The 25202-nt window shown below is 44.7% G+C and carries 23 protein-coding genes; 7 read left to right on the plus strand and 16 right to left on the minus strand.

Annotation, left to right across the window (positions count from 1 at the left end):
• The first annotated feature begins 378 nt into the window (after positions 1-378).
• Complete coding sequence (locus tag KJB35_RS07650) at positions 379-546, plus strand: hypothetical protein (RefSeq protein WP_005378215.1); 168 nt, start codon at positions 379-381, stop codon at positions 544-546.
• Positions 547-628: 82 nt separating this feature from the next.
• On the opposite strand, the gene bioD is transcribed toward KJB35_RS07650, so the two are convergent.
• From bioD to bioB, 4 genes are read right to left on the minus strand one after another with little or no spacing between them, the layout of a single operon-like run.
• The gene (gene bioD, locus KJB35_RS07655) at positions 629-1315 is read right to left on the minus strand and encodes a dethiobiotin synthase (RefSeq protein ID WP_005388086.1); all 687 of its coding nucleotides are present in this window, start codon (positions 1313-1315) and stop codon (positions 629-631) included.
• Positions 1312-2133, minus strand: coding sequence for a malonyl-ACP O-methyltransferase BioC (gene bioC, locus KJB35_RS07660; protein WP_285358261.1), 822 nt, complete (start codon positions 2131-2133; stop codon positions 1312-1314). Before bioC ends, bioD begins: the two co-directional genes overlap by 4 nt.
• Entirely contained in the window at positions 2133-3284 is a 1152-nt protein-coding gene (gene bioF / locus KJB35_RS07665) for an 8-amino-7-oxononanoate synthase (protein WP_191115705.1), read from the minus strand. The genes bioC and bioF overlap by 1 nt, the downstream gene beginning before the upstream one ends.
• Positions 3271-4323, minus strand: coding sequence for a biotin synthase BioB (gene bioB, locus KJB35_RS07670; RefSeq protein WP_005378222.1), 1053 nt, complete (start codon positions 4321-4323; stop codon positions 3271-3273). The genes bioF and bioB overlap by 14 nt, the downstream gene beginning before the upstream one ends.
• A 130-nt stretch (positions 4324-4453) precedes the next feature.
• On the opposite strand from bioB, the gene bioA reads away from it, so the two are divergent.
• Complete coding sequence (bioA, locus tag KJB35_RS07675; protein ID WP_171344574.1) at positions 4454-5734, plus strand: adenosylmethionine--8-amino-7-oxononanoate transaminase; 1281 nt, start codon at positions 4454-4456, stop codon at positions 5732-5734.
• A gap of 69 nt (positions 5735-5803) precedes the next feature.
• Here bioA and KJB35_RS07680 read toward each other — a convergent pair whose 3' ends face one another.
• The 8 genes from KJB35_RS07680 to lrp all read right to left on the minus strand — a co-directional run bounded on the left by KJB35_RS07680 (position 5804) and on the right by lrp (position 14869).
• Entirely contained in the window at positions 5804-6070 is a 267-nt protein-coding gene (locus tag KJB35_RS07680; protein ID WP_005437185.1) for a DksA/TraR family C4-type zinc finger protein, read from the minus strand.
• A 137-nt stretch (positions 6071-6207) separates the two neighbouring features.
• Entirely contained in the window at positions 6208-6636 is a 429-nt protein-coding gene (locus KJB35_RS07685; RefSeq protein WP_171344599.1) for a hypothetical protein, read from the minus strand.
• Positions 6626-7528, minus strand: a complete 903-nt coding sequence (locus KJB35_RS07690; RefSeq protein ID WP_053807198.1) for an N-acetylmuramidase domain-containing protein — start codon at positions 7526-7528, stop codon at positions 6626-6628. The genes KJB35_RS07685 and KJB35_RS07690 overlap by 11 nt, the downstream gene beginning before the upstream one ends.
• Before the next feature lie 203 nt (positions 7529-7731).
• Positions 7732-9039, minus strand: coding sequence for a serine--tRNA ligase (serS, locus tag KJB35_RS07695; RefSeq protein WP_213907814.1), 1308 nt, complete (start codon positions 9037-9039; stop codon positions 7732-7734).
• Positions 9040-9130: 91 nt separating this feature from the next.
• Positions 9131-10486, minus strand: a complete 1356-nt coding sequence (locus KJB35_RS07700; protein ID WP_017821702.1) for a replication-associated recombination protein A — start codon at positions 10484-10486, stop codon at positions 9131-9133.
• Positions 10487-11113, minus strand: coding sequence for an outer membrane lipoprotein chaperone LolA (gene lolA, locus KJB35_RS07705; RefSeq protein ID WP_005388103.1), 627 nt, complete (start codon positions 11111-11113; stop codon positions 10487-10489).
• Positions 11114-11174: 61 nt separating this feature from the next.
• Positions 11175-14222: a DNA translocase FtsK 4TM domain-containing protein gene (locus tag KJB35_RS07710; RefSeq protein WP_213907812.1), complete on the minus strand. Its 3048-nt coding sequence runs from the start codon at positions 14220-14222 to the stop codon at positions 11175-11177.
• 152 nt (positions 14223-14374) lie between these two features.
• Positions 14375-14869: a leucine-responsive transcriptional regulator Lrp gene (gene lrp / locus KJB35_RS07715; RefSeq protein WP_005378234.1), complete on the minus strand. Its 495-nt coding sequence runs from the start codon at positions 14867-14869 to the stop codon at positions 14375-14377.
• 156 nt (positions 14870-15025) lie between these two features.
• On the opposite strand from lrp, the gene ald reads away from it, so the two are divergent.
• Positions 15026-16150 (plus strand): alanine dehydrogenase, encoded by a 1125-nt coding sequence (ald, locus tag KJB35_RS07720; protein WP_005378241.1) that lies wholly within the window; start codon positions 15026-15028, stop codon positions 16148-16150.
• Between the two features lie 93 nt (positions 16151-16243).
• On the opposite strand, the gene KJB35_RS07725 is transcribed toward ald, so the two are convergent.
• Complete coding sequence (locus KJB35_RS07725) at positions 16244-17440, minus strand: methyltransferase (RefSeq protein ID WP_213907811.1); 1197 nt, start codon at positions 17438-17440, stop codon at positions 16244-16246.
• 53 nt (positions 17441-17493) lie between these two features.
• Complete coding sequence (gene cysB / locus KJB35_RS07730) at positions 17494-18468, minus strand: HTH-type transcriptional regulator CysB (RefSeq protein ID WP_005388967.1); 975 nt, start codon at positions 18466-18468, stop codon at positions 17494-17496.
• A gap of 313 nt (positions 18469-18781) precedes the next feature.
• Between cysB and KJB35_RS07735 the strand changes: the two genes are divergently transcribed.
• Both KJB35_RS07735 and KJB35_RS07740 read left to right on the plus strand, forming a co-directional pair.
• Entirely contained in the window at positions 18782-19546 is a 765-nt protein-coding gene (locus KJB35_RS07735; RefSeq protein ID WP_005378247.1) for a hypothetical protein, read from the plus strand.
• Between the two features lie 98 nt (positions 19547-19644).
• On the plus strand, positions 19645-20415 hold the full coding sequence (locus KJB35_RS07740; protein ID WP_017634952.1) for a tRNA isopentenyl-2-thiomethyl-A-37 hydroxylase MiaE: 771 nt from the start codon (positions 19645-19647) through the stop codon (positions 20413-20415).
• Positions 20416-20540: 125 nt separating this feature from the next.
• On the opposite strand, the gene KJB35_RS07745 is transcribed toward KJB35_RS07740, so the two are convergent.
• Both KJB35_RS07745 and KJB35_RS07750 read right to left on the minus strand, forming a co-directional pair.
• The gene (locus KJB35_RS07745; RefSeq protein WP_213907810.1) at positions 20541-22169 is read right to left on the minus strand and encodes a methyl-accepting chemotaxis protein; all 1629 of its coding nucleotides are present in this window, start codon (positions 22167-22169) and stop codon (positions 20541-20543) included.
• A 155-nt stretch (positions 22170-22324) separates the two neighbouring features.
• Positions 22325-22591, minus strand: a complete 267-nt coding sequence (locus tag KJB35_RS07750; RefSeq protein ID WP_017634954.1) for a hypothetical protein — start codon at positions 22589-22591, stop codon at positions 22325-22327.
• Between the two features lie 291 nt (positions 22592-22882).
• Between KJB35_RS07750 and KJB35_RS07755 the strand changes: the two genes are divergently transcribed.
• Together KJB35_RS07755 and KJB35_RS07760 are read left to right on the plus strand one after the other, a co-directional pair.
• On the plus strand, positions 22883-24211 hold the full coding sequence (locus KJB35_RS07755) for a sphingomyelin phosphodiesterase (RefSeq protein WP_213907808.1): 1329 nt from the start codon (positions 22883-22885) through the stop codon (positions 24209-24211).
• A complete protein-coding gene (locus KJB35_RS07760) occupies positions 24208-25164 on the plus strand; it encodes an ATP-dependent dsDNA exonuclease (protein WP_136976037.1) in 957 nt (318 codons plus the stop codon). Before KJB35_RS07755 ends, KJB35_RS07760 begins: the two co-directional genes overlap by 4 nt.
• The last annotated feature ends 38 nt before the right edge of the window (positions 25165-25202 follow it).

A 25202-nucleotide genomic window follows, 5' to 3' on the forward strand; every position in this document is an offset into this window, starting at 1 on the left:
AAACAAGGTTAAGCAATAAATTGCAACATTTGTTTTCGGGACTGAAATATTTGATTCAAGCGATTTCAAAACATGCTTTGGTAGGAGCTGGAACCTCCGTTCATATACATTTATCAAAATGATAAAATAAGCTCTGAGCTACCCATCATCTATTGATAGATGATCTTGGTGTTAAATCTATCACCTCTTAGCAACTTAGCTAGAAATTTTTTAATAGACCAAAAACAGTACGTTAGCTCTGCTATAGACTTTGGTCTTATTGTGCGGCTACATGGACATGCTAAATTCGAATGAGATGAACAAAACAGAGCCACTCTAAGTACATTGCAAAAAGTGCATTGGGTGAGCTCAAAAACTCCATGTATTGAGGGAAAAACCATGGTAGAAACTAACGACTATCAAATGGCTATTGATTTACTACGTTGTCACCTAGGCATCTCAGAGGACGAGGCAAAGCAACAACTTGGTATTTCAACCGATCATCATATGTCTCAGCGTGTTGCAGAAACACAACAAGCATTGATGGGGCTCAGCCAAGATAAGTAATCTGACTTTTTAGGTTACACCAACAAGAAAGGGCTGCATTGCGCAGCCCTTTGGGTTTTTTAGTCTTTTATCCTAAACACCATTAGTCAGTGTTTAGCAACGGCTCTACATTAATGTACTTGCCTAGCTCTTTGCGTTTAGCACTTGGAATATATGGAATTTCCCCAAGCTTAGGTGCATCGATACGTGCTTCTAGCATCTCGATAATGTCAGCGTAGTGCTCTGTGCCTGGGTTGACGCGGTTTGCCACCCAGCCAACAAGATTCAAACCATCCGCTTTAATACTCTCCGCTGTGAGTAAAGCGTGGCTCAAACAGCCTAATTTAATGCCAACCACCAGTACAACAGGTAACTGCTCTTCTTTTACCCATGTAGATAAACAGTCCGTATCGGATACTGGCACACGCCAGCCTCCAGCACCTTCAACGAGAACAACATCGGCTTGCTGCTTATGTTGAGCCAGTTTTTGACTCAGAACATCGTAACTTATTTCGACATGTTCATGCTTCGCTGCAATGTGGGGAGAAGCAGGCAACTCTAAAGCGTATGGGTTCACATCATCATAGGCCACATCGAGTGTTGCGACGTCTTGTAAGTGTAAAGCATCAGAGTTGCGCCATCCCGCTTCAGTCTTGTCACTCCCTGCTGCCACTGGCTTATAACCAATAGTGTTTAGTCCTTTTGCTGCGATCGCTTGCAAAATGGCTTTAGACGCTACCGTCTTTCCAACATCAGTATCCGTACCAGCAATAAAAAAAGCATCAATCATAGATGTATTACTCCAAAACAAACCTGATAACTTGCAGGTAGAAGACCTTGATCGTTTTTAAACGCTTGGTACGCATGCTCAACTTTTAACAAAGTCTCGCGACTAGTTAAACCGTGTGAGCGCCCGCTTACGTGATTTGCACCTATACCTTTGAGGTCACGCATAACTGAAAATGCAGAGTCGTACCAAACTGTGATGGTGGTCAAGTCTAGTTGATGGCTGTCACATCGAGATTGCGCTAACGCAATTTTTACCTGATTGAGCGTTAGAAAGTTATTGACGTGTTGATATGCATCAATTTTTTCCCATGATGCACGCAGCTCATACAGTGATCCATCAACCAGTGTAGAGAACCACGCTTTCCCACCATTTTTTAGCACGCGGCGCACTTCTTTTAGTGGGTAACTTAAATCTGTACACCATTGCAGCGCTAAACTTGAAAACACGTAATCGAAGCTATCATCGTCAAATGGTAAGTTTTCAGCATCAGCAACTTGGTAATGCATTCGTACTGCACCACAACGCTGCTCTGCTTTATCTAACATGGCTTGAGAGATATCGCCGCAGACTACTTCCGCACCGCGTTGTTGAAGTAGTTGGGAGAAATAACCCGTGCCACAACCTAAATCCAATACACGTTTTCCCGTCAAGTTTTCAGGAAGTTTATCAAGCAGCTGATGCCCGACATGACGTTGAAAAGCCGCATGTTTATCGTATGTTTCTGCTGCTTTACCAAACGAAGAGGCAATCGCGTCTTTATCTTGATGGAAACTCTCTAACGCGAGCGTTTGCGCTAATGCGGTAGTTGCATTATCCATTACAGCGCTCCTAATGCTTGCTTCAATGCCATTGAAAGCGTTTTAACTTGTTCGTTGGTGTGATTGGCAGTGAGTGTGATTCGAAGGCGAGACGTCCCTTTAGGCACCGTCGGTGGTCGAATAGCGGTAACCCAAATGCCGTTTTGGCGACAAGCGCTCGCAACCTGCAAAGCCAGTTCAGATTCACCAATCACAAACGGCTTAATCGAAGTCTGAGTCTCAACAAAGCCCTCCAGATCGCTGAGGCAGTCTCGATACACTTCACTAAGCTCTGAAAGCTTTTCACGTCGCCAAGACTGCTCTTGAACGATAGAAACCGCATGCGTTAGCGCATAGGCTTGTGCCGGAGGCATCGCTGTGGAATACACATGGTGACGAGCAAACTGAGTCAAAAAGTCTCCCGTTGCGTGGTCGCATAAAATAGCCGCGCCCGACATACCAAACGCTTTGCCGAAAGTAACGATCAGTATCTCAGGTTTAACCGTTGCCAACTCGCAAGAACCACCACCGGATTGACCAAGAACGCCAATACCATGAGCATCATCGACAGCAAACCAAGCATCATGACTGCGAGTGGCTTCAGCTATATCGCTGAGCGGCGCGCAGTCACCGTCCATGCTGAATACCCCTTCCGTCACAACTAGATGGTTGTCTTCGCTATTAATCAGCGACTTTAGGTGCTCGATGTCATTGTGTTTGAAGCGCTTCATCTTAGCTGGTGACAACGCCCCCGCTTCTATCAATGAAGCATGATTCAAACGGTCTTGGATCAATACGTCTGACTTTTCTAACAAGGTGAACAACAAGGCTTGATTAGCACTGAATCCAGAACCAAACAGAATTGCTCTGTCGTAGCCCAACCATTCAGTTAGTGCGGCTTCTAAATTGCTGTGTGCTGCACTAAAGCCAGTGACCATTGGCGATGCTCCACTGCCACTGCCGTATACGCTTAAACCTTGCTGCCACGCACGAACGAGCGCTTGATCATTGGCCAAGCCCAAATAATCATTACTTGAGAAATTAATGTAGCGCTTGCCTTCGTGCTCCAAAACGGACTGGTTACCGGCAAACACCACATTCATAGAACGATTCAACCCTTGCGTTTTACGCTTAGCAAGAGCGGACTCGATACGAGATTTAAACGCTGGCATCGTAGAAAAGGTCGTCTTTTGTCGGACGGGCAGCAACGCGCTCTACGACGCGATCGAGTAACTCGTTTTCTTCGATTTCATCAGGCTTTTGAGACACCTCTTGGCTGTTAATACCGAGCTTGTTGAACAGCATCATATCTTTGTCTTCAGAAGGGTTTGGCGTGGTCAGAAGCTTGCAGCCATAGAAAACGGAGTTTGCACCCGCCATAAAACACAGCGCTTGCATTTGTTCGTTCATGTTTTCACGGCCAGCGGATAAACGAACGGCTGACTGAGGCATCATGATTCGTGCAATCGCAATCAGGCGAATGAAATCGAAAGGCTCAACATCATCCACTTCTTCCAGTGGTGTCCCCTTTACCTTCACGAGCATGTTGATTGGAACGCTTTCAGGGTGTACCGGCAAGTTAGCCAATTCAACCAACAAACCTGCTCGGTCGTTAGCACTTTCACCCATGCCGATGATGCCACCAGAACAGATCTTCATGCCAGCATCACGAACGTGAGACAAAGTATCTAAACGATCTTGGTAAGTACGTGTGGTAATGATGTTGCCGTAGAACTCAGGTGAGGTATCTAGGTTGTGGTTGTAGTAATCAAGACCCGCGGTTGCCAATTGCTTTGCTTGATCTGGCGTCAGCATACCTAATGTCATACACGTTTCTAAACCCATGCCCTTCACGCCTTTGATCATGTCGGTCAAATGCGGCATGTCACGCTCTTTTGGATTTTTCCATGCTGCGCCCATACAGAATCGAGTAGAACCAGCATTTTTGGCTTTTTGCGCAGCATCGAGTACGCGTTCTACTTCCATCAGACGCTCTTTCTCGATGTCTGTGGTGTAACGAGCACTCTGAGGACAGTACTTACAATCTTCTGGACAAGCACCTGTCTTAATCGACAGAAGCGTGCTTACTTGAACATGGTTGGTTTGTTGATATTGACGATGTACAAGCTGCGCTTCGAATAGGAGATCCATGAATGGTTTTTCCATGAGATCGCGCACTTCAGCATGCGTCCAGTTATGACGAACTTCCACGTGTATTCCTTTAGTCACTTTTGTTGTTGTGTTGACAGTCTACTGAGTCTCGATAAACTGTCAACACAACACAAAGGAACAAAGTTTACATCTGTTTATTTTTTAATCTTAATTGTTATTGGAATCGCACATGGATCTCGCCTTCGACCGCCAGCATATCTGGCATCCTTACACTTCGACATTGACACCTCTGACCTGCTACCCAGTGGCATCGGCAAATGGTGTTCACATTAAACTGGAAGACGGTACAGAGCTGGTCGATGGAATGTCTTCTTGGTGGTCGACGATCCACGGCTATAACCATCCGCACTTAAATCAAGCCGCTCACCAGCAAATCGATCAGGTCTCTCACGTGATGTTTGGCGGGATTACCCACCAGCCAGCAATCAGTTTGTGTAAGAAGCTATTGTCCCTTGCACCAAATAACCTTGAACATGTATTCCTTGCCGATTCAGGCTCCGTTGCCGTAGAAGTCAGCTTAAAAATGGCACTGCAATATTGGCATGCAAAAGGCGAACGCCGACCGAAGTTTCTTACTTTGCGACACGGTTATCACGGCGATACGTTTGCGGCGATGTCGGTTACCGATCCTGACAACTCAATGCACTCTCTCTACAAAGGCTTTTTACCTGAACATATCTTTGCGGAGTCCCCAACTTGTGGTTATTGGGATGAATGGGATCCAGAAGATCTTACTGACTTCGAGCATAAGATTGATACGCACCATCAAGAACTTGCTGCGGTGATCCTAGAACCTATTGTTCAAGGCGCAGGCGGCATGCGTATCTACCATCCAGAATTTCTCAAAGGCGTGCGTAGGTTTTGCGACAAATACGGCTTGTTATTGATTGCAGATGAGATCGCTACCGGATTTGGTCGTACCGGTAAGTTGTTTGCCTGCGAACATGCAGACATTCAACCAGACATTCTGTGTGTCGGGAAAGCACTCACTGGCGGCTACATGACCCTCTCTGCGACCCTGGCGAGCAAACACGTAGCAGACACCGTTTGTGGTGGTGATGCAGGCTGTTTTATGCACGGTCCAACCTTTATGGGGAATCCACTCGCCTGTGCTGTTGCCACCGCAAGTTTGGAATTGATTGAGCAAGGTAATTGGCAGCAACAAACCCAACAAATTGAAACGCTGTTTTCTGAGTTACTACCAAAACTTGAAGAATACGAGTTGGTGAAGAACACCCGTTGGCTAGGTGCCATTGGCGTAGTGGAGACGTATCGCCCTGTGAATATGGAAACCATCCAAGCCTTGTTTGTTGAACACGGAGTTTGGATTCGTCCATTTGGTAAACTGATTTATATGATGCCGCCGTTCATCAGCAAGCCAGAAGATATTGAAAAGTTAGTGAATGCGATTGATGCTGCGTTACAACGTAAAGACTGCTTCGCTTCATAGTTCAATTCAATACGAAAACGGTTTGAGTATGAGACTCAAACCGTCTCGTTATTTATTAGAGCAGTAAAGCTATCGAAGTTGACTGTCTTTACTCGCTCGTCGATTGAACAATGCTTGGCGTTGAGATACCAATTCGATTGTTGACTGACATTCGATACACAAACGAACGCCTTTCATTGCAAGACGACGCGCTTCTGGAATCTCATCACCACACTCATCGCAGTAATGGGCGCTCTCACCCTTTGTGATACTGCCACGAACACGGGAAATCTCGTCGTCTATTGTGTTTTGAATTTGTTGGCTGACGCTATCGTCATTTGCCCACCCTACGGCCATAAGCCCTCCTCGTTACTTGAATGAGAAAATCTACTTACCGTGGTAAGGTGGATGATTATATCGATTACAAATAACAAGATAATTAGGGTAAATAAGAAAACACTATTACGATCTGGTAATAATCACTCTGTAATCGATTATTCGGCACTCTCATGGAAAAGCAATGCAAGGTTACTCATACTCCCTTCCTCGCATTCAAAATACTGCGTTTGCTCAGGATCTATCAAAGTAACACTGAGTATCTTCTCAACCTCATCAAACTCCTCGCTAAAGTACTCACTGACTAATATGACGCGCTCACCAATACTAAATTCCAGTGACTTCTCATCTACCAACGCTCGATGATACTGGTCTAATTTAAAGTCCTTTATAACTAAGGATCTTTCAATACTGCTCCCCCCTAAGCTAAGCTCCGACAGTAGAACCTGACTGTTTATGTTTTCTATTGATATTTCTAGACGGTTAGGATGTGAAGCATCACACTTAAATAGCGCAGTATTAGTGTGGCTGGAAGCACAAGCAGATGAACTAAAAATAAGTCCAAGCAAAGAAATGTTACGCAGCATTTTTAATCGAAGCATATTTTTTGTAAGCCTTTTCTAATTTGACGTCGTATTGATTTTTCTGATACTCAGAACCATTGTAACCACGAGCAAAGGCAGCCCAATTTTTATCTCTTATATGCTCACCTAAGCCAGACTTTTGGATAAACGTAACAAAAGCCTCAAGTTGTTTCTTCTCCGACTCGAATACAGCTTTAACAAATGATTCAGCGGTAACATGACCAGCTAACTTGAAATTAAAGCCCATAATTTGGAAACGTCCCCAAGATGCGGAGCGGATTGCTGCATTTGAATTCAGTTCAATCGCTTTATTTAAACGTACGTATTCTGAGATACCACCAACATAAAGACTTCGATTCCAATGCCGACTTGAAATACTTGGATGACTGTTATCGTAGGCTCTTGAAGTGAGTCTCGAAAATATATGAGCCTCAAACAAAATCTTTGGCTTACCATTGCTAAAGTAGGCTTCTCCTCGGCTCTCAACTTCAGCTACAGCTTTAATAGCAGCGACTTCGCATCCAAGAGTTTCAGCTACTTTGCTATAATCCAAGTCCGTCAACGCATCTCTTGAGCCAACCAAGGGTAACGTATATGCCACCGCAGTCTCAGGCGTTCGTTTTAAATACTCATTTAGCTTACGATGGCTTCTTCCATTCACATCTATCCTTCCATCTGGCCGAGCCATCCCAACAAGGTTTTTCTGAAAAGCTTTAATTGCGGCGACAGTCTTGGAGTTTTCCGGTCTAGAGCCTAGTTTCCCATCCACTTTAAGCTCCTTTACTCCTTTTAAAGAACCAAGCAATTGGTTAATAGACCTTTGTACCGTACGAATATCAGCATCCACATTTTTACCACCTAAACCAACAGAGCCGCTTATTCTTATTGAAGCCATGAAAGTACCTCCTCTTAATATTTTGGAGGAGCTTGTCATGCTCAATGAAGCTTAGAAAAATATCATTAGGGACTGGTTTTTATAATTTAGGCTAACTATGCAATACCTCATCCTACATTTACATAACAACGTATTTTCACTCGACACAGATAACAAAAAACCCAGCACTAAGGCTGGGTTTTGGTGTTCTAGTGGTTAATGAATTAACCGATGTGCGTTGCGCCCGCCATGTACTTCTGAAGTACTGTAGGGATTGCAATACGGCCGTCTGCTTCTTGGTTGTTTTCTAGGATAGCAACCATTGTACGACCTACAGCTAGACCAGAACCGTTTAGCGTGTGTACAAGCTCAGGTTTCTTCTCGCCTTTACGACGGAAACGCGCTTGCATACGACGAGCTTGGAAGTCCCACATGTTAGAACATGAAGAGATTTCACGGTAAGTTTCTTGAGCAGGAACCCAAACTTCTAGGTCGTAAGTCTTACGAGCGCCAAAGCCCATGTCACCTGTACATAGAATCACTTTACGGTAAGGAAGCTCAAGAAGTTGTAGAACTTTCTCAGCATGACCTGTTAGCTCTTCTAGTGCGTTCATTGAATCTTCTGGCTTAGTGATTTGTACTAGCTCAACTTTGTCGAACTGGTGCATACGGATCAGACCACGAGTATCACGACCGTAAGAACCTGCTTCTGAGCGGAAACATGGCGTGTGCGCTGTCATCTTAATTGGTAGATCCGCTTCGTCAGAAATCGTGTCACGAACTAGGTTCGTTACAGGTACTTCTGCAGTAGGGATTAGAGACAATTTACGTGGCTCTTCGTCGTTTACTTTTTCTACTAGCGGCTCAGTGTGGAAAAGGTCTTTACCGAACTTAGGAAGCTGACCAGTACCGAATAGGCTGTCAGAGTTTACTAGGTAAGGTACGTACATTTCTGTGTAGCCGTGCTCTTCAGTGTGAAGGTCTAGCATAAACTGAGCGATTGCACGGTGTAGACGAGCGAATTGGCCTTTCATCACGATGAAACGTGCGCCAGTGATCTTAACTGCACTTGCGAAGTCTAGACCGTCACCCATTTCGCCTAGGTCAACGTGATCTTTCAGTTCGAAGTCGTAAGACTTTGGCTCACCCCAACGAGAGATTTCAACGTTGTCGTTTTCATCTTTGCCATCTGGCACTTCATCTGCTGGGATGTTTGGTACAGAAAGCGTGAATTCGTCTAGTTGAGCCATTACTTGCTCAAGTTCAACTTTCTTCGCATCAAGATCGCTACCTAGCGTACCGATTTGTTTCTTGATCTCTTCTGCGCCTTCTTTGTCGCCAGCCGCCATTTTTTGGCCGATTTGCTTGGAGATGGAGTTACGCGTGGATTGTAAATTTTCTACTTCTACTTGAATGGACTTACGTTGTTCTTCAAGTTTACGAATAGTATCTACGTCTAGCTTAAAGCCACGACGCGCCAGTTTAGCAGCTGTTTCATCCAGCTCTGTACGAAGTAATTTAGAATCCAGCATTGTTAATCCTATGCTTTTTGTTGTGAAATCACGCGCACTTTCCAAGCGTACGCGTTAAAAAAATTTACTAAACAAATGTATCCAAAAACGCCTACTTTTCATAGCGCTTTTGTGGGCTATTTGCGTCTAAAGTAGCCAAGTAATCTAACTTTTCGCCGATTTTGGTCTCCAGACCACGATTTGTCGGCTGATAGTACCTACGATCGCCCATTTCAGGCGGCAAATATTGCTCACCTGCTGCGTAAGCACCAGGCTCATCGTGAGCATAACGATACTCAGCCCCATAACCCATGTCTTTCATCAAACTGGTTGGCGCATTTCGAAGGTGATGCGGCACTTCATATTCAGGTAAGTTATGAGCGTCCGCTAGCGCTTGTTTCCAAGCAACGTAAACGGCATTACTCTTTGGAGCGCACGCGAGATAAACAATAGCTTGAGCAATCGCACGTTCACCTTCTGCTGGACCAACGCGTGTAAAACAGTCCCACGCGGAGAGTGCCACTTGCATGGCTCTAGGGTCCGCATTGCCGACATCTTCCGATGCTATCGCAAGTAATCGACGGGCAATATAAAGAGGATCACAACCCGCAGCAATCATACGTGCAGCCCAGTAAAGCGCCGCATCTGGGTTAGAGCCACGAATGGATTTGTGGACCGCAGAGATTAAGTCGTACCAGATATCACCTTTGTTATCGAAGCGAGAGACTTTCTCCCCTGCCACTTCAGCCAGCAACTTAAGCGTGATCTCTTTTTCACCTTGCGCATTGTCTTCTGCCATGTCGTAGAGCAGCTCAAGATAATTGAGAGACATGCGAGCATCACCGTTGACCAGTTCTGCTAGGCGGTCTAATACGTTATCAGCGAAATGTGCGGGTGTATTGCCCAAGCCACGCTCTTTGTCACTGATCGCTTGATTCAGCGCCAGTGAGATTTCATCTTTATCGAGAGACGTTAGCTTGTAGACACGTGCACGTGACAGCAATGCGTTGTTTAACTCAAACGATGGGTTTTCTGTCGTCGCACCAATGAAGGTAACCGTGCCATCTTCGATATGCGGTAAAAACGCGTCTTGTTGAGATTTGTTGAAGCGATGCACCTCATCCACAAATAAGATGGTGCGGCGACCCGCCATTTTGTTCTCACGTGCTTTCTCGATTGCAGCACGGATTTCTTTCACACCAGACGTTACGGCAGACACACGCTCTACTTCAGCATTGGCGTAGTTTGCAGCCACTTCCGCTAATGTCGTTTTGCCTGTACCTGGTGGTCCCCAAAGGATCATAGAGTGAATGTGACCCGCCTCTAGCGCACGGCGCAGTGGCTTACCAGGGCCTAAAATGTGCTGCTGTCCAATATATTGCTCGATCGTTTCCGGTCTCATACGAGCAGCAAGGGGACGAAAATCTTCGTCCCCCGAGAAATCTAATGTGTAATTACTCACTACCAATTAATTCCTTTGGTCATCCACTTCCACACCTTTTGGAATTGTGAATGTGAATCTGTCTGCTTTTGGTTTACCCAGCTTCACGTTGTTAAAGGTGAACAAACCTTTTTGGCCGTCTTGCTCAACCACATTGAAGCCTTTCACCACACCTTTGGCATCAATATTAATCTGGAATTGACCTTGTGTGGAGTCTACTGCAGTAGGAATGAGAGTGAACTGGTCACCTTTTTGAGATATTTTGTAGTTATTCCAATCACTTGCTCGGTTACGCGTTAGCAAAACAAATGGCGTTTGCTCTGTTGCTTGCTCTTGCCAGTAGATGCTCACTTGCTCGATGAATGGGCTGTAGTACCACAATGTCTTACCGTCAGAGACCAATAGGTTCTCATCAGGGAATGTTGTACTCCAACGGAACAGGCTTGGGCGGGCAATTTCAACCGTACCTTCTCCTTCCATAACCGTTTCGCCTTCAGGGCTGATAACCTGCTGAGAGAAATCTGCACTAAAGCCATCATTCATAGAAAGACGTTTGTTTAATTCATCTTTAGGAGATGCTGCGTGTGCAGTAGAGAAGAGGGAAAAGCTTAAAACAAGCGCGGAGAAAAGTTTCGCTGAAAATAGTTTTTTCATTCAGATACCTATTATTAGAACCACTCACCTCAGTTGGACTGAGGTGAGTAACACAAGTTCATTAATCTTTTGGTGGCGCAGGTGCCAGTACTTCACGGTTACCGTTATGACCCGGAGCACTTACGATGCCCTGCGCTTCAAGCTGCTCTACAATACGGGCGGCACGGTTGTAACCTATCTTAAATCGGCGCTGAACACCGGAAACCGAACCTCGACGTGATTGAACCACGTGCTCAACAACTTGATCGAAGAGCGGGTCTACATCTTCATCCGCTTCCATTTGCTCACCTGGCAATAGACTTTCTGGAGTTTGATCTCCACTGATGATCTCTTCAATGTAGTTCGGTTTACCACGCGCTTTCCAGTTGTTTACAACAGCATGAACATCATCATCTGATGCAAATGCACCGTGAACACGAGTTGTATGACTTGATCCCGGCGGTAGATACAACATATCACCCATACCAAGTAGTGATTCTGCGCCGCCTTGATCTAGGATTGTACGAGAGTCCGTTTTAGTCGATACCGTAAACGCAACACGAGTTGGAATGTTCGCTTTAATTAGACCGGTAATAACATCAACCGATGGACGCTGAGTCGCAAGAATTAAGTGAATACCTGCCGCGCGCGCTTTTTGCGCCAAGCGAGCAATCAGTTCTTCAACTTTCTTACCTACCACCATCATCAGGTCAGCAAATTCGTCAACAACAACGACAATGTAAGGCAGCTTTTCTAGCAATGGCGGTTCAGTATCCATGCTGTCGCCTTCCTGCCAGAACGGGTCATGGATTGGGTGGCCCGCTTCTGCTGCCATCTTCAATTTTTCGTTGAAGCCCTTCACATTACGTACACCTAATGCCGACATCAATTTGTAACGACGTTCCATCTCGCCCACACACCAACGTAGAGCGTTTGATGCGTCTTTCATATCAGTCACAACTTCAGAAAGAAGATGAGGGATACCTTCATAAATAGAAAGCTCTAGCATTTTCGGGTCAATCATGATGAAGCGTACATCTTCTGGACCTGCTTTATACAGCATGCTCAAAATCATCACGTTCACACCCACCGACTTACCAGAACCTGTTGTACCTGCTACTAGCACGTGAGGCATCTTCGCAAGATCGGCCACCACAGCTTCACCCGCAATGTCTTGACCTAACACAACCGTTGTTGGTGACGTTGCTTGCTCAAACTGAGGGCTACTGATGACATCAGATAAATAGACCGTCTGACGACTCATGTTTGGCAGTTCCAAACCGATGTAAGGCTTGCCAGGGATTACTTCCACGACACGTACCGCCATCGCAGACAATGCACGCGCTAAGTCAGTTGAAAGACCAGAAATACGACTTACTTTCACCCCCGGCGCCAAATCAAGCTCAAAACGAGTGATCACTGGGCCAGGATAAATACCAACCACATCGGCTTTGATTTTGTAGTCAGCGAGTTTGCTCTCTACCAATCGAGCGACCTGCTCTAACGCATCACGGTCGATAAAGTTTTCACGTTTTTCTGGATGATAAAGCAACTCGAGCGTTGGGAGTGGCTCTTCCGGAACTGGCAAGTTTTCTTCTTTCTGTACCAAAAATGGGTTCTGTGTTGCAGCGACTTTGGCTTGCGCATTGGAAACCATATCTTGGAATGCGGTAACGTCTTGGTCGTTGTCTTGGACCTCTTCTACCTCCACTTTTTGAGGTGCAGGTTCAAATGTTGTTGAAGGTGTTGCAACTTGCTGATGAGGCGTTGTTGGCTGTACTTGCTGCGCAGGCTGAGACTCCACTTCGTCTTCATCATCTAACACATCAAAGTCAGAGATCGTAGGCTCAATATGTTGGCTCGACTCTGTTTGCGCCGTGATGCTATCTAATACAGCAGAATCAATTGCAGGCTCTTCATGTACAGGATGCTCAATACTTGGCTGCTGTACTTGCTCTGCTTCAAATTGTTCGTACTCCGCATAATCTGGTTCAACACTGATCGGTTCTTCTGTAGCTGTATGTGGCTCTACATAGGAAGAGTAAGTGTCTGCAAATGATGGGGCTGCCTGTTCTTCAGTTCCCCAGTCATCTGCTTGTTGCGCCGCTGCTTCAAGCTCTTCTATCGTAACATTCAGTTGCTTGGTGCGTTCCAAGAGCGGATCAACGTTATCCGTGTTAACCGTATGGATAGGTTGTGTTTGAGGCTCAGGTTCAGCATAAACTGGCGCAGCATTAACCGTAGCCTTGCGTTGTGGTGGCGTCGGTTCTACCATCGCCTGTTCCGCAGGCTTATCAGGTTTAGCTTGCGGCATATAAATAGGATACTCATGCGTTGGCGCCGATTCTTTCGGTTCATCGACATCGTACGCCGTTAAATGAGGAAGCGGCTCATCATCAATTTCATGGTCTACATTATGTTTAGGCGTAAAGACTTTATCTTCTACAAACTCATCAAGCTGAGGTTCTAAAACTTCCTGCTCTGAACCTCTTGCCTTATTTGCAAGCGCGGCAATTAGTGCTAATGCACGATCACCAAGCCATTCCACGATGTTAAGCCATGAGATGCCAGTGAAGAGCGTAAAGCCCGCTCCCCACAAGAACAGCAATACCAATGTGGTACCGAGTACATTCAATGTAGGTAAAGCGAGGCTAGACAACACATCCCCGACCACACCTCCGGATGAAAAATACCAAATGTCATCAAAATTAATATCGGCAAGACCGCAACTGGTCATAATAAGGACGACCAGACCGAGCAGCCTTGTACCCCATAGCATGAAATCAATTGGCTCATCTTCTCCTCGTTTACGGCAAATCACCCATGCAGCCGCCGCTAGCAAGAAAGGGATTGGGTAAGCGAGAGAGCCAAATGTGAAGAATAGAGTATCGGCTAGCCAAGCGCCGAAAAGGCCACCAGCATTATCGATATCCCCTCCCCATGCGGTTTGGGACCAAGAAGGATCGGCCGGACTGAAGGTAAATAGTGCAACCGCAAGCAATACCGAGCTAAGAACGCCAACGATAAAGCAGCACTCTTTTAAGCGTTGGAAGCCATTTAAGCGTGAAGACTGGGGCTCTTCACTGGTTTTGATAATGGTTTCGACTTTCTTTGCGTTCTCTTTGAACATAAATCAACTTGAATATGGAAATGAAATAGGAAATTGCAAAACATTCCGAGCGGCATCAAGCCGCTCGGTAAATTGATTTAACCATATCAAGGAGAAAAACCCAATTACTCTCTGGCGAAAGCGGAAGCATATACCGCTTTCTTTGCAAGAAATTAACGAGTTTTGATCACAAGCTGGTTAGATTGTTTCACTTCTTCCATAACAACGTATGTGCGAGTGTCATTTACGCCAGGTAGACGTAGTAACGTATCGCCCAATAGTCGGCGGTAAGCACCCATATCTGATACACGGGTTTTAAGAAGATAGTCAAAGTCACCTGAAACAAGATGACACTCTTGTATGTCGTCTAGCTTTTGAACAGCTGAGTTAAACTGCTCAAACACATCCGGCGCACCACGGTTTAGCGTAATCTCAACGAATACTAATAGTGATGCATCCAGGAACTGCGGATTCAATAATGCAGTATACCCTGTGATATAACCCTGACGCTCTAAGCGACGTACACGCTCCAAACATGGCGTTGGAGAAAGTCCCACACGTTTTGAAAGCTCAACGTTTGAAATACGACCGTCTTTCTGCAGCTCATTAAGAATGTTGCGGTCGATACGGTCTAGTTCCTTGGACGGCTTTTTATAGTTGTCTGCCATTTTTTATTCCACCTTATTACTTCCTTGCAAAAAAATATACTACAACTTTTTAATATTTGGTGCCAAATTTTACAAATCTATAACTATACTAGTTATTAATTCGACAATAACACCCTACTAACAGTTAATACAACCATTATAGAAAGAGGATACAGGATGATCATTGGCGTACCTAAGGAAATCAAGAATCACGAATATCGTGTTGGTATGATCCCAGCTAGCGTGAGAGAACTCATCTCACATGGTCACCAAGTTTTAGTTGAGACCAATGCAGGTGCCGGCATTGGTTTTTCAGACGATGATTACATCGCTGTCGGCGCATCCATTCTCCCTCATGCTGCTGACGTATTTGCGCAAGCAGACATGATTGTAAAAGTAAAAGAACCCCAAGCAGTAGAGAGAGCAATGCTCCGCGAAGGGCAAATTTTATTTACTTATTTACACCTAGCACCAGATTTTCCACAAACTGATGAGCTAATCAAGAGCAAAGCTGTCTGTATAGCCTATGAGACTGTAACAGATAATATGGGTCGTTTGCCACTGTTAGCACCAATGTCAGAAGTGGCAGGTCGGATGTCTATCCAAGCTGGTGCGCAAACGTTGGAAAAATCGCATGGCGGTCGTGGTCTACTCCTAGGCGGCGTACCTGGTGTTGAACCTGCAAAAGTCGTTATCGTTGGTGGTGGCGTTGTTGGTGCAAACGCCGCTCGTATGGCGGTTGGCCTTCGCGCTGACGTCACTATTCTAGACCGTAACGTAGACACACTTCGTAAGCTTGACGAAGAATTCCAAGGTCGCGCAAAAGTGGTTTATTCTACTGAAGACGCTATCGAGAAGCATGTTCTAGAAGCGGACCTTGTTATCGGTGCCGTTCTAATTCCTGGCGCAGCAGCACCTAAACTGGTCACTAAAGAGCATATTGCTAAGATGAAGCCTGGTGCGGCAGTGGTTGACGTGGCAATTGACCAAGGCGGTTGTTTCGAAACTTCACACGCGACAACTCACGCAGATCCAACTTACATCGTTGATGAAGTGGTTCACTACTGTGTAGCAAATATGCCTGGCGCAGTTGCTCGCACTTCAACATTTGCACTCAACAACGCTACACTTCCATACATCGTGAAGTTAGCAAATAAAGGCTACCGCGAAGCACTTCTAGAAGATAAAGGCTTCCTTGAAGGTCTAAACGTTATTCACGGAAAAGTAACGTGTAAAGAAGTAGCAGAAAGCTTTGACTTGGAATACGTTGAACCAACTCAAGCTATTGCTATGTTCAATTAATGACAAAATAAAACACAACTTGTCACGTTTTGTTTACAAAAGCCCACACTGAAGTGGGCTTTTTCATATAGAGTATTTGGCTATAAAGAATAACTAAATCTTATATGCACAAATTAAAATATTTCTAGGCGTGACCGATTTAGGGCAAAACTCTGACAATCTAACACGGTAACCACGTTCTTCAAGATAAAGCACTTTGTCTAATGCGAGCCAGATCTCCAACGGACGTTGAAAAACAAGTTGCACTAAGCTCATTCTCTCCATTTGCCAGAAGCGTTGTTCGCTTAACTTTTCAAAATGAGAGAAATCGATTTCTTGAGGAAGAATAATGCCTTTTTGCTCCGCTGCCCAGCGACAGAACAATTCAAAACCATCACTTAATTGCGACTTACGGATACTCGGCACAGGCTGATACTCTGCCATTCCCAAAGCTTGTCGCGTGATCAAATCAAACCCAAGACGAAACATCATTTCCTGCTGACGATGACGACGCGCGCGCTCTCCTCCCGTCACCGTTTGTTGTAATGGGATACGCAGTTCTTGCTTAGACAATGAGAGAGAAGAAGCCCTGCCCGATTCCGACATCGGCTGGTATTGTTCCGACTGAATCAAGTGGTAACAGCAAGGGGATATGGTCATCGCAGCAATCCCATTTTCACTGCCGTACTGCATTAGACGAACGTGAAGGTCACCGCATGCATGCAGTGCTACTGCGTGTTGTGTTGGCTTAAACACGGCTTTCGCTTTGCTATCAAACGCGTCGCCTTGAATAAACGTCATCTTCCAATGATGTTCATTGGCTGCTTGTTGCCCCGAATCGCACAGTGCTTGTTGGTATTCAAAGCTGGTTACAGGCTGATCGGTTTGCGTTGTCAGGATTCGCCCCAAGTAACCTTTACCTGAGCACCATTCTAGCCATTCTTCGCCACAGTGTTGTTGAATTGCAGCTTCACCCATCGAGCTAATTTGATCCAACTTACGTCCCGGAATACCGTTATCTAAACCACGAGCGAGTTCCAAGCCATTTAACGACAAAAGCTCTAAATGAGTCAGTTCTGCGAGTTGTTCAAGCTCAGGCAAAAACGGACTAAGTGCTTTTAACGCGAGTTCTGGTGCTGCTTTGTATTCTTCGATTTGAGAGGGAGTAAGAGACGCTAGCCATTGGCACAGTCGAGGATGTTGCTCCTGCCAAGGTAATGATGTGTGAATGCTGCTTTTAAAAGGCTCGAATCGCCACAAAGATTGGTTTTCGATTAAGCAGTCATTAATAAATTGAAATTGCGTTTTCATAGCTCCCCCTACAACGAGCGCATTGTAGAGGGAATCGAAACATCAATGAAGTGTTATCTCACCGGAAGCTCGATGTCTTTAAACATCTCTTCGATTTCTGCATTAGACTTCAACGAAATCGCCTGCTCAACCACTGGACGCGTTAAGTGCGGTGCAAAACGCTCCATAAAATCGAACATGTAAGAGCGTAAGAATGTACCACGGCGGAAGCCGATGCTCGTGGTGCTCGCGCCAAACAAATGGCTCGCATCTATTGCAACCAAGTCACCGTCCTGCTCTTCATCCACAGCCATGCTTGCAATCACACCCACACCAATACCCATACGAACGTAAGTTTTAATGACATCTGCATCAGTTGCAGTGAACACCACTCGCGGGGTTAAACCTTCGCGGTTGAATGCTGTATCCAGCTCTGAACGGCCAGTAAAACCGAACACGTAAGTGACTAATGGGTAAGCGGCAAGATCACTGATCGTTACTTTGTCTTTCTTCGCTAGTGGGTGGTCTTTAGGCACAACTATTGAACGATTCCAGTGATAACAAGGCAACATGATGGCATCTTGATATAAGTGAAGCGCTTCTGTCGCAATCGCAAAATTCGCTGTGCCTTTAGCTATCGCCTCAGACATTTGTGACGGTGTACCTTGGTGCATGTGTAACGACACTTTTGGATAACGAGAAGTAAAACCTTTGATGACATCTGGCAGTGCATAACGAGCCTGCGTATGTGTCGTAGTGATATTCAGCGTCCCCATTTCTGGATGGGTGTGCTCTCCAGCCACCGCTTTGATACTTTCTACACGAGCGAGAATTTCTTGAGAGATACGTACAATTTCTTCTCCAGCTGGCGTCACTTGCGTTAAGTGCTTACCGCTACGTTCAAAAATCTGAATGCCTAACTCGTCTTCCAGCAACCGAACCTGTTTACTGATACCTGGCTGAGAGGTATATAAGCTTTCCGCCGTTGCAGATACATTCAGATTATGGTTTACAACCTCAACAATATACTTCAGCTGCTGCAGTTTCATCGTAATCCCTTACTTATTCATGAGAGAGTTTATTGGCCACTCAAGCGAGCGATATAATAATTAGTTATAACGCGTTCAAATCGAAATGAACAGCAATTTCTAACTTATACCTCAATCACATACTAATAATCTTCAAGCAAGAAACAATATGCACAAAGTTGAGCCAATAAATGACCGAAGTTCTATGATGTGACTTCTATCAGTAACTAAAACGTGGGAGAGACAAAATAATCAAACAAATAAGGTGCCGAGTAAGATAAGATTCATGTATTCTTTAACGCTAGCCGCAGAAAAGTAAAGCAGACGCAAAGATATGAATATTGGTTTAATAATCGCTTTGGTAGCCATCCTACTGGTGTTAATCCTAGGCTATAACATTATGTTGCAATATAAGGTTAAAGTTGAAACCGCAAAAAGGCAGGAATCAGCACGATATGTAGCCTTGATAGATGGTACTGAAGAGTTGATTGGTCATGCGCACCATATCCCTTTTAGTAAAGAGCTGTTGCTGTGTCTAAACAATCGTATTCTTGACGCGCTAGAGAGCATGCATGAGCTGGATCCGAAGAACAAGCAACTTGCTCAACGTATCGAAAATATGAAGCAGCAGATTACGCAGCTAAAAGAGAATGGTCCTACTGGCGAGAGTACCACTTTCAAGATGCCGAGTAGTGATAAACAAGCTATCGTCATGCTTAAGCTGGTTAAACGACTTCGCGACACTATCCGTAACGAGCACAACAAAGGCCGATTGGATACCCAGACTTACGTCACTGAAAATGCGCGCTTGGAAACGATGCAAATTCGCATCAACATTGAAAATGTCATCAAAAGAGCAAACGACTCTATCGCTCGTGGCCAACCAGGCACCGCGCTTCAACTGCTGCGTAAAGGTATCGATGCTTTGAGCACTAAGAGCGATCCTTATTCTATTCAAGCGAAACAAAAGCTTGAAGAGATGTTAGGTGACTTAGATAAAAAGCGCCAAGATAAAAGCGATGCCGAAATGCAGCAGATTGCTGACAAAGAGCGTGACAATGACATGGAAGCACTCTTCGGCGAGAAGAAAAAGTGGTAACATTCACTTCAGGTCAAGAAAGGCTGCAATTGCAGCCTTTTTTTCTATCCGCAAGACAACGGATATGCCCAATAAAAATGTGAAGTACTAAAACTAAAATGATGAATCTAGACGCCTATCAAGATCTTCTTGCTCCCATTAACCAATTTCTGCGATGCAGTACACCTGATGAATGGGTAGAGGAAGCAAAGAAACCAGAGAACCTTCAAACCATTTTGTTAGACCACCTACTGTGCGAACTAAAAGCTGGCCAATCTGCCATGTTTTTAATTCGTAAGTATGCCGTTGACCAATCCAGTTCACATGCTCTACTTGACTGGTTTAAGCCCTACGAAGATTTTGCTTACCGTAACGTAGGCTCATTGGAAACTTTAAAAGGCAAGAGCAATATTTCTAAGTCAATCATGGCTAAGTCCGACTCACCATACAGCCAAGATTTGATCGATAAGATGGTGCTTTTGATAAAAGAGGAGTTACACCACTTTTATCAAGTTTTAGAGATCATGGAAAGTCGTGGAATTGAGTATAAAAATATTCCAGCAAGTCGCTATGCTAAAGGACTGATTTCGCATATGAAGACTCATGAGCCGGAAACGCTGATCGATAAACTCATCATTGGTGCGTACATCGAAGCCCGATCTTGTGAGCGTTTTGCCAAACTAGCACCACATATGGATGACGATATCGCAAAGTTCTACATTTCTTTATTACGTTCAGAAGCACGCCATTACCAGGATTATCTTGTATTAGCGGAGCAAATCGCAGGCAAAGATATCAGCGAGCGCATCGCCTACTTTGGACGTATAGAGGCAGATTTAATTTCTACGCCAGATACAGATTTTAAGTTTCACAGTGGTATTCCAGCCTAGCGAGCATATTCTCCCAAGGTTGAGCATACTCTGAACTTATATAGACAGAGAATAAATAAGCCGGACATTTCGTCCGGCTTATTTATTGTAGCAATGAGGTTAGGAATAAAGCTGAAACACAACAACTAGAGCTGGAATGAACCCATTCGAGTTTTCAAGTTGTGCGCTAGGCTACTAATCTGCTGACAAGCCACAGCCGTTTGTGAAGCTCCCTCAGCCATCTCTGTTGAAGCACTATTAATATGCTCCACGCTGCGATTCAGCTCTTCGGATACAGAATTCTGCTCACTGCACGCCGTTGCGATTTGTGTGCTCATTTGCGCTATGTTATCGACAGAATGTTCAATTTCTTTTATCTGGCTATCAGCATCATTAACTTGCTCAACACACTGAGAAATACCCTCCTGACAATCACGGCTTGAATGCCCTATTTTACTGCTGCTCTCTTGTAGTTGATTAACAATTTCCACAATTTGTGAAGTGGAGTCTTGAGTGCGTTGCGCCAGAGAACGAACCTCATCTGCCACAACAGCAAACCCACGTCCTTGTTCACCAGCCCGAGCGGCTTCAATTGCGGCGTTCAGTGCTAACAAGTTTGTTTGCTCGGCAATCCCGCGGATCACATCTACGACCACATTGATATTGTTTGAGCTCGATTCAAGCTCACGTGCCAGTTCATCTGATTCTTGGATCGTATGTGATACACGCTCAATTACTGCGATAGTTTGTTGTAACGTCACCGTTCCTTGCTTTGCCACTTCCGCAGCCGAATAAGCAGAGGTTGCGCCAACTTCGGTATTTTGTGCCACTTCACTTACAGCAGCTTGCATTTCTGTCATCGCAGAAGCCACCGAGCTAAGTTCAATTTGTTGATTTTGCATACCAGAGGCGGTCTGAGAAGAAATAGCACTCACTTCCTCTACTGCTGCCGTTAGCTGAATCGTTGAGTCATTAATCTCAGAAACCAACGAATGTAAGTTTGTTTGCATACCGACAAGCTCTTTGAGCAGCGTTCCTAACTCGTCTTTGCTCAATTCGCTTTCGTCGATTTGATTATTCAATTGACCCTTGGCGATTTTGGAAGCGAATTCCAATGCTCGATCAACAGGCCCGCAGATGACTCGAGAAAGCAGCATGGCAGACATTACCATGACCAATGCGACGACAAGCGCACCAACAGCAGCGCTGTATTGTGTAAATGCCGCTTCACTTTGTACTTCTTCACCAATCAAATTCACCAACTCATCGTTCAACGCGAGGGTATCATCCAAGCTGCTCAACGCGTTTGAGTAGGTATCGAAACTCGATAAAATCACATCATTTGCACTTTCAGCATCACCTTGGCTTAGCAGTGCGTTGTAAGTCTTCGTTTCTTTGATGTATTGATTCCAAGTTTCTTTAAAAACGCTAAAGGACTGCGTTTCACGCTTATTAAGGTCGAGCTTTTCGTATTCTGCAATACCAGCCTGCACATCAGAACGCCATTGGTCGAGGCCTTTTAACCACTCACCAATTTTGGGGTGATTTGCGTTTGGCAATAAAGAGAACTCATCTTTACGCACTTTAGTAATATCAACTTGGATACCTTTCAAAATCGCAACAGAAGGTAAACTTTTATCTGTTAACACTGAAATGTCTTTATTCAGTGTTAACAAACCTTGCACCAACATTACTGACACTAAACCAAACACGGCAAAAACGGTTAAATAACTAACCGATATTTTCTTTACGACACTTAAGTCTTTAATACGCATGCACTCTCTCCCCGCAGCCTTTCCAAACCTCTCACTTAAGTGAAAGCTTAACCTCTAAAACACACTGTTTTTTGCGCTCGATATCATTGAACGCTCTTATATACATCGGCTTGAGAGATCAAATCTTGACCAGTAATTGATAGTTTTATCACATGCTATTTTAGAGATAGGCTCGCATGCTCCGTATTGTGTCTACATCTTTTCATGAGCGCTTCTCGGCGCAGATCCAAGATCTCATCGATGAGCTTTTCTTTCGCATTTATCCCAAAATGCTGGGCATAATTTTTTACTTTTGCTATCTCATTAGGTTGCAAGCGGTACACCTCTTTCTTTAAACGCGCTTCTGCTTCACTTCTAATCAAACCTTGCTCTTGTAACAATTTAATGATGGTTTCATCGGTTGGATTTACTGCTCTAGCCATGGTGCTCCATCTATCAATTTGAGTTCTAGCCATATGGCTAGATGAATGACGCCGCACAACTTATAGAGCAAAGATGACAGCTTGATTGCAGTGAATGCAATTCGTTGACTGTTGGTATTATTTTCCACCGCTTCAACGGCCACACACTCAATACCTCCACCCTCACCATTGAATAAAGATCACATTCTGATAACAATTTTCAGCACTGGCTTAGATGTCATCCATATTTAACGTGCAAGTAACATTTATAAACAAGAATGATTGCTCTAGTTCAAATGATGGAAAAATAAGATGAAATTTTCGCAGTGGAGCCTTTTATTAAGTAGCTTGATAGCGTTACCCAGCATTGCAGATACCGACGTTTACCTAACGAATAACTCTGATCAACCGTTAACTATTCAAGTAAAACATGAAGGCAGTGATTTGCTTCAATACGGAGAAGAGTGGCAACAACATGTGCAGGTACTTGGTCCGTGGGAAACTAAATCTGTATTAAGCTTCAACCGCTGGGAGGGCGTGAAATCAAATCAAACTTACCGTTTTGAAACTGTGGTTTCTAGCCCCGAAGGTGAAAGCATAACACTCAATCAAATAATGGAAGGCCATTGGTACAATTCGACCATTGAATACGGCTTATCCGCAGCCGATGTCGAGTTATCTCTCAAAGATGATCGTAACATTCATCGTGCCAACACTAACGCTTTTGGTACAAGAGAAACCGAACTGGCATTTAAGTCAGACAGTACCGCTCGATATGATGATCTTTACTACACCATCACGCCAAGCAAGGTAGCGGAGTCTGTCGACAACGAAGAACAAAACCTTAAGTTGATGACTTATAACATCTGGGCGTTGACGGCTATTGCATCGCACATTGGAGATCGTTACGAACTGATTCCTCAACATGTAAAAGGTTACGATGTTTTGGCGCTGCAAGAGGTGTTTGCCAGCGGCCGTGAAGCATTCTTACGTGAGTTAGCCAAGGAATATCCTTACCAAACAAAGATGTTAGATAAAGAAGGCGTTAATATTCATGATGGTGGCGTAATCATAGTTAGTCGCTACCCTATCGTGAATGAAGCGCAATATGTCTTTCCCGATTGCTCTGGTACAGACTGCTTTGCCGATAAAGGCGTAAATTATGCGGAAATAATTAAAGGTGGTCAGGCTTACCATGTGTTTGCTACCCATACCGCATCTTTCGATACAGACACCGCCCGTGAGTATCGTCAGCGCCAGTTCAAACAAATCCGCGCACTCGCCCAATCTCTTAACATTCCTTCAAGCGAAACTGTGGTATACAGCGGCGACTTTAACGTCAACAAAAGAAAGTTCCCTGGTGACTACCAACAAATGATCGCTAACTTAAGCGCCATAGAGCCTCAGTACTCTGGTTACGCGGAATCAACCTTTGATCCCCGTATCAATAACTTCGCAGGTGAAGCGTTATCAGGTGGCGAAAACGTGGAATACCTTGACTATGTTATGGTGAGTAGTGAATACGGGGTAAAATCATTCAATGACAACCGTGTAGACGTGCCGCGCACAACCGCAGAGAGTTTATGGAAACACTATAACCTTTCTGACCATTTCCCAGTAAGCGCAACAATCAAGCCATGAAGAAAATCGCTTTGATAATCATGTCCGCCATTATGGCGGGCATGATATTTTTAACTTTCAGTCACGATGTTCAAAAAGAAGAGCTCGCTTCCTCTCCTTTCCCTAAGACAAAAAATCAGAGTGTCTCCAGTACATCACCACAAACAAGCAGCATCGTGCCCGATACAGATACTTCACCACAAACAACTAAGCTCCCTTCCACAGTTCAAATAACGACTGAGCGATTAACTCAACTCAAAGGCAGGAAACTTGTCGCTGAACTTGAGACGTTTTGGCATGAGTGTATGTTGAACCGTAGTTGTGAAGAGCAGATCGCCTTGTTTGAGGCTCATTTATCTTCAGCTCGATTCCAGCTTTTGGCGAACTACCCTCAGCTCAGCAGCCAATGGCAAGAGAGTGTAGGAAATTTGTTATTTGATGAGCAACAATCACTGGCGTCGCGTGTTGCACAGCTGAAGAACGAAGCAAGAAGCATCTGGGGGGAATTGGCTGATGTTGTTTTTGCGGATGAGTTCGCGCTGTACGATTTCAACTTAGAAGCCCAAAAGCTGGACACTCAAAGCCCAGATAACTTTTTGCGATCTTTCGAGCAACTCACCATTGACTGGCAAGAACATGCAGATGCTATCGGGCTAACAAGCGACCAGGAAAAATATGAGCGTGCGGTCACCCTGATTCCTAATAGTATGAGCCTACCAGATCGCTTGGCGCTCATCGCAGAGCTAGAACGAACTTACTTAACGAAAGAAGAAAGTAAAAACATTCATGCTCGTCAGCAGCAAATTACAGAGCAAAAAAAACAAGTCAAAGATTACCAACAAGCATTACAACAACTTGAGTCCAAGCTAAGAACACAAAGAGCCTCTAGCCATTCACATTTGTCAGAACCGGAATGGCAAAGCTATTACCAACAAGAAGTCGCGGATTTTCGTCGTGAATTTTTTTCTTCTTAACAATGCGCTTTGACTGACTGGGAGCTTAAAAAGGCACG

It is taken from the genome of Vibrio sp. D431a (assembly GCF_030248655.1).
GTDB lineage: Bacteria > Pseudomonadota > Gammaproteobacteria > Enterobacterales > Vibrionaceae > Vibrio > Vibrio alginolyticus.